10 protein-coding genes and 1 pseudogene are annotated in these 14,271 nt (G+C 64.8%); 3 read left to right on the forward strand and 8 right to left on the reverse strand.

The window, feature by feature from the left end; all coding sequences use genetic code 11:
* Positions 1-28 precede the first annotated feature (28 nt).
* The 3 genes from BLV47_RS16305 to BLV47_RS16315 all read right to left on the reverse strand — a co-directional run bounded on the left by BLV47_RS16305 (position 29) and on the right by BLV47_RS16315 (position 2,805).
* Positions 29-1,318, reverse strand: coding sequence for an ATP-binding protein (locus BLV47_RS16305; protein WP_092315267.1), 1,290 nt, complete (start codon positions 1,316-1,318; stop codon positions 29-31).
* The gene (locus tag BLV47_RS16310) at positions 1,319-2,029 is read right to left on the reverse strand and encodes a winged helix-turn-helix domain-containing protein (protein ID WP_092315269.1); all 711 of its coding nucleotides are present in this window, start codon (positions 2,027-2,029) and stop codon (positions 1,319-1,321) included. It abuts the gene before it with no gap.
* A 170-nt stretch (positions 2,030-2,199) separates the two neighbouring features.
* Positions 2,200-2,805, reverse strand: a complete 606-nt coding sequence (locus tag BLV47_RS16315) for a MiaE family protein (protein WP_092315271.1) — start codon at positions 2,803-2,805, stop codon at positions 2,200-2,202.
* Positions 2,806-3,095: 290 nt separating this feature from the next.
* On the opposite strand from BLV47_RS16315, the gene BLV47_RS16320 reads away from it, so the two are divergent.
* On the forward strand, positions 3,096-3,959 hold the full coding sequence (locus tag BLV47_RS16320; RefSeq protein ID WP_092315273.1) for a universal stress protein: 864 nt from the start codon (positions 3,096-3,098) through the stop codon (positions 3,957-3,959).
* Positions 3,960-4,192: 233 nt separating this feature from the next.
* Here the strand turns inward: BLV47_RS16320 and BLV47_RS16325 are convergent, their stop codons facing one another.
* Positions 4,193-4,660: a DUF1289 domain-containing protein gene (locus tag BLV47_RS16325; protein WP_092315275.1), complete on the reverse strand. Its 468-nt coding sequence runs from the start codon at positions 4,658-4,660 to the stop codon at positions 4,193-4,195.
* 674 nt (positions 4,661-5,334) lie between these two features.
* On the opposite strand from BLV47_RS16325, the gene acnB reads away from it, so the two are divergent.
* Positions 5,335-7,944, forward strand: coding sequence for a bifunctional aconitate hydratase 2/2-methylisocitrate dehydratase (gene acnB, locus BLV47_RS16330; RefSeq protein ID WP_092315277.1), 2,610 nt, complete (start codon positions 5,335-5,337; stop codon positions 7,942-7,944).
* Between the two features lie 72 nt (positions 7,945-8,016).
* On the opposite strand, the gene BLV47_RS16335 is transcribed toward acnB, so the two are convergent.
* A complete protein-coding gene (locus BLV47_RS16335) occupies positions 8,017-9,441 on the reverse strand; it encodes an MFS transporter (RefSeq protein ID WP_092315279.1) in 1,425 nt (474 codons plus the stop codon).
* Between the two features lie 121 nt (positions 9,442-9,562).
* Here BLV47_RS16335 and BLV47_RS16340 point away from each other — a divergent pair, with 121 nt between their 5' ends.
* Positions 9,563-10,378: an AraC family transcriptional regulator gene (locus BLV47_RS16340; protein ID WP_092317269.1), complete on the forward strand. Its 816-nt coding sequence runs from the start codon at positions 9,563-9,565 to the stop codon at positions 10,376-10,378.
* Positions 10,379-10,409: 31 nt separating this feature from the next.
* On the opposite strand, the pseudogene BLV47_RS16345 reads toward BLV47_RS16340, so the two are convergent.
* From BLV47_RS16345 to istA, 3 genes and pseudogenes are all read right to left on the reverse strand, one after another.
* Positions 10,410-11,717 (reverse strand): annotated as a pseudogene (locus BLV47_RS16345) (SulP family inorganic anion transporter); the annotation flags it as partial.
* Positions 11,718-11,810: 93 nt separating this feature from the next.
* On the reverse strand, positions 11,811-12,560 hold the full coding sequence (istB, locus tag BLV47_RS16350; RefSeq protein ID WP_062838242.1) for an IS21-like element IS1474 family helper ATPase IstB: 750 nt from the start codon (positions 12,558-12,560) through the stop codon (positions 11,811-11,813).
* Entirely contained in the window at positions 12,448-14,133 is a 1,686-nt protein-coding gene (gene istA, locus BLV47_RS16355) for an IS21 family transposase (protein WP_062838241.1), read from the reverse strand. Before istA ends, istB begins: the two co-directional genes overlap by 113 nt.
* Positions 14,134-14,271: the final 138 nt, after the last annotated feature.

Genomic DNA, 14,271 nt, shown 5'->3' on the forward strand with positions numbered 1-14,271 from the left:
ACTTGAAGCTTGCCGCTTGCAGCTGCCTTCAATCCACATGCGCCCAGGTCATGCGGAACGAAGCGCCGCCCCATTCCGAATCCAGCACTTCGACCTGGCCGCCATGCCACTGGCAGACTCGACGCACCAGCGCCAGGCCCAGGCCGAAGCCGCCGGTGCGCCGGTCACGACTGGCATCGAGGCGGGAAAACGCTTCGAAGATCTTCTCCCGCCCATCCACCGGCACGCCGGGACCGTCATCGTTGACTCGCACTTCGTAGCCGTGCTCCAGACGCACCAGGGACACCTCCACCCGGCGCTCGGCGTAGCGGATGGCATTGCGCAGCAAGTTGATCACCGCCCGGGCCATGAAGCGCGGCTCGATGCGCACGTAGTCCACCTGGCAGCAGCGGATCAGCAACTGCACCCCGGCCGCCTCGGCCTCCAGGGCCACGCTGCCGACCACGCTGTCGAGCCAGTTCTGGGCCTGGATGTCTTCACGGCTGATGGTGGCCGCGCCGTGTTCCAGGCTGGCGTAGGTCAGCAGCTCGGAAACCATTTCCTCCAGTTCGCCAAGGTCGGCGTACATGTCGGCGATCAGTTCGCGGTTTTCCTCAGGGTCGGGCTGTTGCTGCAACTGATCCAGTTCGAAGGACAAGCGGGCAATGGGTGTGCGCAACTCGTGGGACACCGCATTGGTCAACTCGCGCTGATTGGCGATCAGGCCCTCGATGCGCGCCGCCATGCGGTTGAAGTGCTGGGCCAGGTCGCGGATGTTCGAACGCCGCGACAGGTGCAGGCGGGTGCCCAGGTCATTGCCGCCGAAACGCTCGGCGGCCAGGCGCAGGCGCTCCAGGTCACGCCAGTGCGGACGCACCCAGAAGTACAGGACGATGGCCAGCAGTACGCCGAGCAAGGCGTAGGCGGCGATGTTGTAGAGCAGGGTCAGCGGCGGGTCTTCCGGCAGCTTGATGCTCAACAGTTGGGAGCCGCCGTCGATGCTGGAGATGAATTCGTTGAAATCATCGCGGACCACCAGCTGGTTGGAGCTCAGCAGCGCCCGCTCGCGCTCATCAAGGCCCAGATCGCCGGCCTGCACCAGCTTGAGCGCCAGCCCGTAATGGGGCTTGAGCTGCTCCAGCTGGCGCTTGCGCCCGGCTTCGTCGAACGGCCGCAACTGCTCGCTCAGGCTATAGGCCGGCCCGCGCACCGCTTCCCGGTTGTAGGCCTCGATCAGGTCCACGGCCAGGTAGTTGAGGAAAATGTGCTGCACCGCGGTCATGGCTCCGGCATAGCCCAACGCCAGGAATATGTAGAGCCCGAGAAACAGACGCAGCATTCACACCTCCCAGGCGAACGGATTGAACAGGTAGCCCTTGCCCCATACGGTCTTGATGCACACCGGCTCGCGGGGATTGTCCTTGAGCTTGCCGCGCAGTTTGCTGATGTAGACGTCGACGCTGCGGTTCAGACCGTCGAACTCGATGCCGCGCATGCGGTTGAGAATGTCGTCCCGGGACAGGGTCTTGCCCGCCGCGCTGGCCAGCAGCCACAGCAGCTCGAACTCCATGGTGGTCAGTTCGATCGGCTCGCCGGACAGGCGCACCTCGCGGCTGCTGCGGTCGATGCTCAGCACGCCGAACTCCAGGGCCCCGCGCGCAGCGCTCGACTCCGGCACCTGGCGCCGCTGCAGGGCCCGCAGGCGCGCCAGCAGCACCGCCGGCTTGATGGGCTTGATCACGTAATCGTCGGCGCCGGATTCCAGGCCGAGGATGTGGTCCAGATCGTCTTCCTTGGCGGTGAGGATGACGATCGGGGTATCGGCCACGGCGCGGATCTCCCGGCACACGTGCAGGCCGCTCTGGCCCGGCAACATCAGGTCGAGCACCACCAGTTTCGGTTTGAATTCGAGATACGCCGCCAGGGCCACGTCGCCCCGATGCACCGCCAACACTTCAAAGCCATGCTGGGACAGGAAATTGGCGATCAGCCCGGCGAGCTTCTCGTCATCTTCCACCAGCAGGACCTTGCCAAGCCCCAGGTTATCCATACCTACCCGTTCGCGAACACAGAGTTTTGAGTGCGCGCAGTATAGAGGGGCCAAGGTTAAAAAAGGCTAAGGCTGCGGCAAAACCACGGGCTTATAGCGGTTTTGCGCAAAGTTTCATTCTTTTAAGAGTTTTTAACAATTTGCCCCTGCTTTTACACAAGGGCAGTGCCTTACCAGGCCGGCACGCCACTGTGGAAGCGAAACTCCGGGTCAGGGGACTCGATCAGCTCCTGCTCGGCGGCCCGCACCTTGTCGATCACCTGGGCGATGTCCTTGGCGTCGCCGTACTGGTAGGCCAGCTTCAGGTAGCCCTGGTAGTGCCGGGCCTCGCTCTTGAGCAGGCCGAAGTAGAACTTGCCCAGTTCTTCGTCCAGGTGCGGCACCAGGGCTTCGAAGCGCTCGCAACTGCGGGCTTCGATGAAGGCACCGACCACCAGGGTGTCCACCAGCTTCACCGGCTCGTGGCTGCGCACCACCTTGCGCAGGCCCGAGGCATAGCGCCCGGCGTGCAACTGGCGCAGTTCGACCTTGCGCCTTTTCATCAGGCGCATGACCTGTTCGTGGTGCACCAGCTCTTCCCGGGCCAGGCGCGACATCATGTTGATCAGGTCGACATGGGAGTGGTACTTGGCGATCAGGCTCAGGGCGGTGCTGGCGGCCTTGAACTCGCAGTTCTTGTGGTCGATCAGCAGGGTTTCCTGATCGGCCAGGGCCGCCTGGACCCAGGCGTCGGGGGTCCGACAGCCGAGGAAGTCATGAATTTCCGGAAAGTTCATCGGCGCATTTCCGAGCAATCCGCCACAGCAAGGCGAGCAATGGCGGCACTATCAGTGATCGATAACATGAGGCTCACGAGACAAATAAGGCTTCACAGCGAAAGGCTGGCGATTATACCGGCCACGTCGCAGACCACCAGCGGCCGCGCTTGATATGCATCAACATGCGGCGCGGGCGCCAGCAACTATAGTTGTGCACGCTGGGCCTGTTCCCGTTGGGTGGCGAGCCGCGTCGCTGGGCCAAACGGGAACAGACCCTAGCCGTTCATCCCTTTCCTGGAGACCCGATCATGCAAAGTATCCGCAGCATCCTGGTGGTCATCGATCCCACGCCTGGCGAAAGTCTCGCCCTCAAGCGCGCCAAGCTGATTGCCGGGGTCACCCAGGCCCATCTGCACCTGCTGGTCTGCGACAGGAAGCACGAGCATTCGGCGCTGCTCAGCGTGCTCAAGAGCAGCCTGAGCAGCGAAGGCTACAGCGTCACCACCGAACAGGCGTGGAACGAGAGCCTGCATGAAACCATCATCGACGTGCAGCAGGCCGAAGGCTGCGGCCTGGTGATCAAGCAGCACGTCCATGAAAACCCGCTGAAGAAGGTCCTGCTGACCCCGGCGGACTGGAAGCTGCTGCGCTACTGCCCGACCCCGGTGCTACTGGTCAAGACCGCCAACCCCTGGGCCGGCGGCGTGGTCATGGCGGCCATCGACGTTGGCAACATGGACGGCGAGCACCGCACGCTGCACGCCAGCATCGTCGACCATGGCTTCGACATCGCCAGCCTGGCCAAGGCCCAGTTGCACGTGATCAGCGCCCACCCGTCACCGATGCTCTCGGCCGCCGATCCAGTGTTCCAGCTCAAGGAAACCATCGAGAAGCGCTATCGCGAGGAGTGCAAGGCGTTCCAGGCCGAGTTCGATATCGACGACAACCACCTGCACATCGAAGAAGGCCCGGCGGATGTGCTGATTCCCCACATGGCCCACAAGCTGGGGGCCGTGCTGACCATCATCGGCACCGTGGCCCGCACCGGGCTGTCGGGGGCCTTGATCGGCAATACCGCCGAGGTGGTGCTCGATTCCCTGGACAGCGACGTGCTGGTGCTCAAGCCGGCGGACATCATGGATCACCTGGAAGAACTGGCGGCCAAGGCCTGAGCCCCTGTTCGGCAACGCCATCCCGCAACCTGCGCCGTCCATGACGGCGCGTTCGCTGGCAAGCCAGCTCCTACAACAACCCGATCGACTTCAACCCGTAGGAGCCGGCTGGCCGGCGAAGAGGCCCTTGAGCCTTGCACCGCCCTGACGGCCGCCTTCGCTGGCAAGCCAGCTCCTACAGCGGTATTTGCGTGAGAACCCTTGGTGTTGGGGCCGGCTTGCCGGCGAATGGCTCAGCCCAGGGCGTCCTTGAGAAAACCGGGGGCGATGTAGCGCTGGTAATGGGCTTCCGACAGCAGGAAGAACTCCCGATCGATGGCGTCGCGCAACTCCGGCAGCGCCCAATCGCGGAACTCCGGCAACAGCACCATGCCGTAGGCGTCGAGCTGGTTGATCACCCGCGCGCCCCGGGCAATCAGCTGGTAGGCCCAGCAGTATTCGGACTGGTGCGGCACGAAACGGATCTTGCGCTGCTCCAGTTGCCCGCGCAGGCGCGCCGGGTCGAAGACTTCCAGCTTGGCCGCCATCACCTGCACCAGCAGTTGCTCAAGACGCAGCCAGACCGCGCGTTTTTCCTCTTCGTTGTAACCATTCCAGTTGATCACTTCGTGATGGAAACGCTTGCAGCCACGGCACACCAGATCGCCGTAGACAGTGGAGCAGAGGCCGACGCAGGGGGTCTTGATGGTCTGATTGGGCATAGAGAAACAACACACGCAAAGGCAAAACAGTCGGCAATGGTAGGGTCTGCTGCCATTGGGTGACAAGTCGCGTTGCTGGGCCAAACGGCGCGAGGCAAGGCGCGGGATGCCGCCAATGGTTGTTCCCTTGGCAAATCCCGCAACGCAGCCTCGCGCCGTTTGGCACGCAACCCGAAGGGACGGCGCCCCCTTGGCGCAGGGCGGCGTTGCTCGAAGCTTATTTGGAAAACCAAACTGCGCTTCTCGCGCCTTGCCCTGCGCCAAGGGGGCATCCGTCGCGACATGTCACCCAATGGCAGCAGACCCTAGCCTTTTGTCTAAGATTGATCACCCCTCAAACTTCAATCCGGCAACTTACGTTGAGACTTTTTTTGCCGTAGAATCAGCCAGCCTTTTTAGGCGCCAATGTCCGTTTGAAGCTGTTTTCAAAGCGTCACGAGCACAGTCGTTCCTTCAGAGCGGTGTTGGCGAGGGGTTTTTCCAGCGGGGAAAGATCCAGCGCCAACCCTCATCAGCTCCCCGTTCTGCAGGCGTAAAACTTTGAAAGCAGCTTCTGTAAGGAATTGTCGGTAATTCTGGCTAAGTGGCGCACAACGCCACGCAGCGCATGAGTACGGCAATTTCGGGATGAGCGTCCCGGACACCCATTTGGGACCACTGATGAGGGTAATACTGTGCTTGAAGCCTACCGCAAACATATCGAAGAGCGCGCAGCACTGGGTATCGTTCCCCAGCCGCTAAACGCCGAACAAACTGCAGGCCTGGTCGAGCTGCTGAAGAATCCCCCGGCTGGCGAAGAAGCCTTCCTCGTTGACCTGATCACCAACCGCGTTCCACCAGGAGTGGACGAAGCCGCCTACGTCAAGGCCGGTTTCCTCTCCGCCGTCGCCAAGGGCGAAGCCACTTCGCCGCTGATCGACAAGAAGCGTGCCGTCGAGCTGCTGGGCACCATGCAGGGCGGCTACAACATCGCCACCATGGTCGAGCTGCTGGACAACGCCGAACTGGCCAGCGTTGCTGCCGCCCAGCTCAAGCACACCCTGCTGATGTTCGATGCGTTCCACGACGTTGCCGAAAAAGCCAAGGCAGGCAATGCCCAGGCCAAGGCCGTGCTGGAATCCTGGGCCGCCGGCGAGTGGTTCACCAACAAGCCCGCCATCGCCGACAAGTACAGCCTGACCGTATTCAAGGTTCCTGGCGAAACCAACACCGACGACCTGTCCCCTGCCCCGGACGCCTGGTCGCGCCCTGATATCCCGCTGCACGCCCTGGCCATGCTGAAAATGGCCCGTGACGGCATCGTGCCTGAGCAACAAGGCGCCATCGGCCCGCTCAAGCAGATCGAAGAAGTCAAGGCCAAGGGCTTCCCGGTTGCCTACGTCGGCGACGTGGTGGGTACCGGTTCCTCGCGTAAATCGGCCACCAACTCGGTGCTGTGGTTCTTCGGCGACGACATCCCTTACGTGCCGAACAAGCGCGCCGGTGGCTTCTGCTTCGGCTCGAAAATCGCCCCGATCTTCTACAACACCATGGAAGACGCCGGCGCCCTGCCGATCGAGTTCGACGTGTCGAACCTGAACATGGGCGACGTGATCGACGTCTACCCGCACGCTGGCAAGGTCTGCAAGCACGGTAGCGACGAAGTCATCACCACCTTCGAACTCAAGACTCCGGTACTGCTGGACGAAGTTCGCGCTGGCGGCCGTATCCCGCTGATCGTCGGCCGTGGCCTGACCGAAAAGGCCCGCGCCGAGCTGGGCCTGGGCCCAACCGACCTGTTCAAACTGCCTGAAGCACCTATCGATACCGGCAAGGGCTACACCCTGGCACAGAAGATGGTCGGCAAGGCCTGTGGCCTGGCCAAGGGCAAGGGCGTGCGTCCTGGCACCTACTGCGAACCGAAGATGACCACCGTCGGCTCCCAGGACACCACTGGCCCGATGACCCGTGACGAGCTGAAAGACCTGGCCTGCCTGGGCTTCTCCGCCGACCTGGTGATGCAGTCGTTCTGCCACACCGCGGCCTATCCGAAGCCGATCGACGTCACCACCCACCACACCCTGCCCGACTTCATCATGACCCGTGGCGGCGTGTCCCTGCGTCCGGGCGACGGCATCATCCACTCGTGGCTGAACCGCATGCTGCTGCCGGACACCGTCGGCACCGGTGGCGACTCCCACACCCGTTTCCCGATCGGCATCTCGTTCCCGGCCGGTTCCGGCCTGGTGGCCTTCGCCGCCGCCACTGGCGTGATGCCACTGGACATGCCGGAATCGATCCTGGTTCGCTTCAAGGGCAAGCTGCAGCCTGGTGTCACCCTGCGTGACCTCGTCCACGCCATTCCTTACTACGCGATCCAGAAAGGCCTGCTGACCGTCGAGAAGAAAGGCAAGAAGAACGCCTTCTCCGGCCGCATCCTGGAGATCGAAGGTCTGGAAACCCTGACCGTCGAGCAAGCCTTCGAACTGTCCGACGCCTCGGCCGAACGTTCGGCTGCCGGTTGCACCATCAAGCTGTCCAAGGAATCGATCGCCGAGTACCTGAAGTCCAACATCACCCTGCTGCGCTGGATGATCGGCGAAGGCTACGGCGATGCCCGTACCCTGGAGCGTCGCGCGCAAGCGATGGAAGCCTGGCTGGCCAACCCCGAGCTGCTGGAAGCCGACAAGGACGCCGAGTACGCCGAAGTCATCGAGATCGACCTGGCCGACGTCAAGGAGCCTGTGCTCTGCGCGCCGAACGACCCGGACGACGCTCGCCTGCTGTCCAGCGTTGCTGGCCAGAAGATCGACGAAGTGTTCATCGGTTCCTGCATGACCAACATCGGTCACTTCCGCGCGGCCGGTAAGCTGCTGGATCAGGTCAAGGGCCAGCTGCCAACCCGTCTGTGGCTGTCGCCGCCGACCAAGATGGACGCTCACCAGCTGACCGAGGAAGGCTACTACGGCATCTACGGCAAGGCCGGCGCGCGCATGGAAATGCCGGGCTGCTCGCTGTGCATGGGTAACCAGGCACGTGTAGAACCGAACAGCACCGTGGTGTCGACCTCGACCCGTAACTTCCCGAACCGTCTGGGCGATGGCGCCAACGTCTACCTGGCTTCGGCCGAGCTGGCGTCGGTGGCTTCGATCCTGGGTCGCCTGCCGACCGTCGAGGAGTACATGGAATACGCCGGCAAGATCGACAGCATGGCGGCGGACGTGTACCGCTACCTGAGCTTCGACCAGATCGCCGAGTTCCGTGAAGCTGCAGCCAACGCCAAGATCCCGGTGGTGCAAGCCTAAGGTTCTAGCGTTGTAAAAAAGAGCGCCGCGTATTCCACGATACGCGGCGTTTTTTTATGCCTGCGTTTTGCCTCAGCTTTCGCCGTGCCTGAGCGCCAGGGACAACAGCGCCGAAGCGCAACTGATCAGCGCTGCCGCCAGAAAGGCCGCCTGATAGCCGGCCAGTTCCGCCGCAACGGGCGGCACCGTGCCCGCCAGATCGCCACTGACCCCATGGGCCAGTGCTACCAGCAGCGCCAAGCCAATGGCTCCGCCCAACTGCCGCGCGGCATTCTGCAGGCCCGCCGCCAACCCGCAATCCCCTTGCGGCACCCCTGAAAGCACCGCCTGGGTGGCGCTCATCAGGGTCAGGCCGCACCCCACTCCGGTGAGCAGCGTCGGCAGCAGCAGGTCGTGCAGCATCGAAGGTTGTGCCGGCAAGCCGTAGAGCCAGGCCAGGCCCAGCGCCGAAATCAGCCCGCCGAACAGCGGCAGGCGCGTGCAGCCCGCCTCGCGCAGGCGCCGCGAAAGCATCGCCGCAACGGCCAGGGCCAGCGCCAGGGGCAACAGCGCCAGCCCGGTATCCCAGGCATCGAGCCCGACCACCCGCTGCAACGCCTGGGACAGGAAATAGGTGGAACAGGTCAGCACCGCCCCCAAGCCGCCGATCATCAGCATGCCGATGGGCACATTGCGCAGGCGCAGAATCTCCAGCCTTACCAGGGGCTCCGGAGCCCGACGCTGCACCACCACGAACAGCACCGATGCCAGCACAGCTACCCCCAGCGCAGCCTGCACCCTGGGATCGTTCCAGCCGTCGCGGGTCGACTGCGCCAGGGCGAAGATCAGGGCACCCAGTGCCAGGGTCACACTCAGCGCCCCGGGCACATCGAGACTCTGGCGGCGAACGTCGACAGCCCGCGGGTTGAGCAAGGCCCCGACCACCGCCATCAGCAACAGCGCCACCGGCACGTTTACCCACATCACCCAGCGCCAGCTGTAGAGGCTGGTCAGCAGCCCGCCGGCGACCACGCCAAAGGCCGAGCCCAAGGCCGCACAGGCCGCCCACAGGCCAATAGCCCGTTCACGCCCGGCGCCCTTGGGGTGCCCGGCCATGATTACCGCCAGGGGTGAAGTGGCCAGCGCCGCCGCGGCGAAACCCTGGACCGCGCGGGCGCTCAGCAGCACCCAGGCGCTCTGTGCCATGCCCCCAACCAGGCTGGCGAGGCTGAACAGCGCCAGCCCCCACAGCAGCAGTGCCCGGCGTCCGTAAAGGTCACCGGCCCGGGCCGCCAGCAGCATGAAACCGCCCAGCAGCAACAGGTAGGCGTCCACCACCCACTGCAATTGCGCAGCGGACAACGCCAGCTCCTGACGCATGGCCGGCAGCGCGATATTCACGATGGCGCCGTCCATCACCACCATGAAGGCGCAGACACAGGCAACCAGCGTCGCCACCCAGGAAGGGGTGCCGCGCCTCAACAAGGCGGGTGCGGCCGGAAGGGAAACAGATGACATGGGCATTCCTCGAAGTCAGGGGCTGGCAGGCAGCCGGTAAGGGTCTGGACTGAATTCTGCGCCCTGGAAGACAATGAGCAGGTAACGGCAACCCTCCGATAAATAGTGAAAAGTGTTCAAGATGACCGACTTCGACGCCGCCGTGCCCGACGACCTCAGCGAATGGTGTGCCGGACCCGATGTCATCGCCCTGCGTGGCGATGACCACCCCGCCAGCGAGTTTCGTCTCGGCACCCGCGAATACGACTGGCACCAGCACGCCCGGGGGCAGGTGTTCTGCGTGGAAACCGGGATGATCCAGGTCAGGACCGCCCATGGCGCCTGGCTGCTGCCGCCGCAGCGCGCTGGCTGGATGCCGCCGGGGGTGGCGCATCAGATCCGCGTCAGCGGTGCCCTGACCGGCTGGAGCCTGCTGCTCTCGCCCAGCGCCAGCCGGCAGTTGCAGGACAGGCCCTGCGTGCTGGGGATCTCCAGTGTGTTGCGGGTGCTGGTGGAGCGCGCTGCGGGCTGGAGCGGCCAGGCCCGCCTGGGGCCCGAGCAGGCGCGGATCAGCGCGGTGATACTCGACGAACTGCGCGGCGCCGCGCCGCAGCCCTTGCACTTGCCGCTGCCCAGCGAACCCCGGCTGCTGAAGATTGCCCAGGCCATTCTGGACAACCGCGACAGCCAGTGGACCCTCAAGGATTGGGCTGCCTGGGGCGCGATGTCGGCCAGCACCCTGCGGCGCCTGATGCTGGCACAGACTGGCATGAACTTCGCCCGGTGGCGCCAGCAGGCACAACTGGCGCTGGCCCTGGAGATGCTGGCCCGCGGGGTGGCGGTCAATCAGGTGGCGGATGCCCTTGGCTACGCCTCGGCGAGCAACTTCATCGCCATGTTCCGCCGGGCCTTTGGCGATTCCCCCGCCCGCTACTTCGCGGTGCGGCCCGGTGCCTGAGGCCGCTCGCGCAAGCTGAGGGCAGCGCCGCTCAGTGCCAGTGCCTGGCCTGGGCCTGGCCGCTCCAGCTCTGCAGGCTTTCCTGCAGGGTATCGTCGACACTGGTGCCGCTGAGCAGCACCTGGTAATGGCTGCTCGATGGCAAGGCCGCCAGGGCCTCCTTGGCGTCATGCTTGAGACGGGCCAGGGCCAGGCGCTTGTGCTCCAGGCTGACCTGGCGGAAGAACTCGTCCAGGGCCTCGATGCTGGTGCCGTCCAGGTTCGGCGACTCTTCCAGGCTGAGAATGACGCTGTGAATCGGCGTCTGTGCATGGCGGATCAGGCGCAAGGCGCCGCCCAGGATGCGCTCGGCGTTGGCGAAGAACAGCGCCTCCCCCGGTCGCATAATCAGCACCCCCGGCACTTGCCGCGCCTGGGGATGGCGGCTCAGGTCGACAAAGTCATGGCCACTGCCCAACTGGCCGAGGATCTGGATATCCGCCGCCGACAGCTGGCGCAGCATCAGCAGGATGCTCACCCCCACCGACAGCAACAGGCCGTCCAGCACCCCCAGCACCAGCACCGCCGCCACCGCGCAGATCACCAGGAAGCGATCCCGGCGCCAGATGAAATAGCGCCCCAAGGGCTGCAGGCTCAGGCCATGACCCAGGGCGTACATGACGATCGCCGCCAGCACCGGCTCCGGCGTCAGGGCGATGTAGGGCAATACCGTCAGCACGATCAGCAGCATCACCGCCGCCGCGGTCAGCCCCGCCAACCGCGAGCGCGCCCCGGCCGCCTCATTGGCGGATGTGGCGGAGTAGCCGGCACCGGCCGGCATGCCGTGAAACAACCCGGAAACCAGGTTGGCGGCGCCCAGGGCCAGCAGGTCGCGGTTGGACGACACCCGGTCGCCATGCTTGAGGGCCATGGAGCTGATGGAGCCATAGGACTCGGCATACAGGATCATCACCAGGGCGAACGCCAGCTCGCCCAGGCGCAGCCAGTCGGCGAACGGCAGGTCCGGCAGGCTCGGCACCTCCAGCTTGAGTTCGATTGCACCGATCAGCGCCACCCCGTGTGCCGGCAGGTCGAACCATTGCCCGGCGCCAATACCGATCACCACCGCCACCAGCCCGCCGGGCACGTAGGGAATCCGCGAACAGATCGCCAGCACCAGCAAAGCCAGGCCCGCCACCGCCACGCCCACCCAGTTCCACTGCGGCCATTGCTCAAGCAACTGCGGCAGGAAACGCACCAGGTTGCCGGTACTCAAGTGCACCCCGACCACGGTGGCGAACTGCTTGAGGATGATGGTCAGCGCCAGGCCGAAGGCAAAACCGCGCAACACCGGCTTGGCTGCGGATTTCGGTGAACGTGACCGAGCGTTTCGCTAATACGTGACCGGTGCTTCCACCCCGGTTGCGCGGGTTCTGGATTGTAATCGCATCGGTCACGATGCGGCTTGTTCCTCGGCTTTTTTTCGGCGCAGCGACTCGCCTTTCATCGTCAGTCGGTAGGCGTTGTGCACCAGGCGGTCGAGGATGGCATCGGCCAGGGTCGGGTCGTTGATCCAGCCGTGCCAGTGCTCGATGGGCAGTTGGCTCGTCAGGATGGTGGAGCGGCTGCCAGCGCGGTCGTCGATCACCTCCAGCAGGTCATGCCGGGCTCCTTCCTCCAGCGGGGCTAGCGCCCAGTCGTCCAGCACCAGGACGTCGACCTTTGCCAGCTGTTGCAGGGTACGGCCGAAGCTGCCGTCGCCATGAGCGATGCGCAGTTGTTCCAGCAGGCGCGGGGTGCGCAGGTACAGGGTGCTATAGCCCTGGCGGCAGGCCTGGTTGCCCAGGGCGCAGGCCAGCCAGGTTTTGCCGGCACCGGTCGGGCCGGTCAGCAGCAGGTTGTGCTGCTGGCGGATCCAGTCGCCACTGGCCAGGGTGGCGATCAGACGCTCGTCCAGGGCGCGTCCGGTGCGGCGGTCGAGATCTTCCAGGCAGGCGTTGGCGTACTTGAGCTTGGCCTTCTTGCGCAGCCGTACCAGGCGCTGGTTGTCACGCCAGGCCAGTTCGCGGTCGAGCAGTAGGCCGAGGCGTTCATCGAAGCTCAGGCTGTGGCTGGCCGGCAGCGTCCATTGCTCTTCCAGGGCGCGGGCCATGCCGTCCAGGCGTAGCTGGTGCAGTTGATTCAGGGTGTGTTGCGGCATCATCGAACAGCTCCTGTTGCGGGGGTTGGTAGTAGTCGGCGCCACGGACGTTCTCGTGGTCGCCGGGTAAGGTCGTTTCGGCGGCACGCTGGGGCAGCGGCTGTTGATCCAGGCCTTGCTGGAGCAGGTTGCGCACGCTGCGCCCGGTGAAGGCGCGCAGGTGTACGGCACGTTCGGCAGCGGCTTCCAGGCGTGCATTGCCATAGCGCCGGGCCAGCGAGAGCAGGCCGAGGCAGGCGCGGTAGCCCATCTCCGGGTGCGGCTTGTGGGTCAGTTGGTGATCGATCAGTTGGCGCGTGTAGGGGCCGATCCGCGCGCCCCAGTCGAGCAGGCGTTGTGGCGTCCATTCGCGATGCGCCTGGTGCGCCGCGGGCATGTGCTCGCGCTGGGTACTGTAAGCGCCGCGTCGCCCCAGCAGCAGGTGGCTGGCCACCCGCCGGTTGCCATGCAGCACTTCCAGGGTGTGTGCCGTCAGTCGCACGTCCACGTTCTGCCGGGCCAGGGCGGAGGGCACGCTGTAGAAGCTGCCATTGACCTCGATGTGGTAGTCGATGCTGACCTTGCAGCGCTTGAAGGTGGCGACCTCGTAGGGATGCACCGGCAGCGCTCGCAAGGCCGGGCGATCCAGGCGCTCGAACCAGTCGCGCCGGCAGCCATCGAGCCGCTTGAACGGGCGCCGATTCAGATCCTCCAGCAGCTCGGCGATGGCCTGGTTAAGCGCATGCAGGCTGAAGAACTGCCGATGGCGCAGCCGCGCCATGATCCAGCGCTCGACCACCTGCACCGCCACCTCGGCCTTGGCCTTGTCCTGAGGCTTGCGTGGCCGTGCCGGCAGGATCACCGTCTGGTAATGACGCGCGCACTCCAGCGTGGCCCGGTTCAGGCCCGGCTCGTAGCGATCCGGCTGGGCGACCAGGGCGCGCGGATTGTCCGGCACAACCATTTCCGGCACGCCGCCAAAGTAGGTCAGAGCCTGGCCCAGCGAGGTCAGCCAGTCCACCTGGGTTTCGCCTGGCGTCGCGCAGGCATAGGTGTAATTCGAGGCGCCCAGGGCGGCGACGAAGATGTGCGCCCGGCGCACTTCGCCGGTGGCCGGGTCGACCACCGGCAGCGTCGGCCCGGCATAGTCGATGAATAGCTTCTCGCCCGCACGGTGCAGCTGACGCATCGAACGTTTGAGCGTCTGGGCGTAGCGCCGGTAGTGCTCGACGAACTGGGTGTAGCGGTAGGTCGGCTGGCCCGCATGCGCGGCGAGATATTCCTCCCACAGCAGCTGCAAGGTCACGCCCTTGCGTCGCAACTCGCGGTGGATGCTCAGCACATCGGGCAGCACTCGCTCACCGCGCGGCTTGTTCGTCGACGTCGGTGCAAACAAGGCGGCCGCCAGCGCGGCCTCGTCCATGGCCACCAGCGCCGGCCAGTCCAGCCCGGCCACCCGCGCCGCCGCGATGTACTTGCTAACCACGCCCTTGGACAGCTGCAAGGCACGGGCAATCTTCTCGTGGGACAAGCCGGCCTCAAACTTGAGGCGCAGACATTCTTTGATGTTTCGCATGGCTACTCGCGGCGCCGCCATCTTCCTCTCCCGAAATCGGTCGAGGATGGCGGCGCATCAGGTCATGCGCAACGAAGGGGAAGGCTTTCGCTAAGTCGTGACCGGCGATTTCGGTAAGCCGTGACCACCTGTTTCGGAACAGGCGGAAAATCGGTCACG

It is taken from the genome of Pseudomonas saponiphila (genome assembly GCF_900105185.1).
GTDB classification, from domain to species: Bacteria; Pseudomonadota; Gammaproteobacteria; order Pseudomonadales; family Pseudomonadaceae; genus Aquipseudomonas; species Aquipseudomonas saponiphila.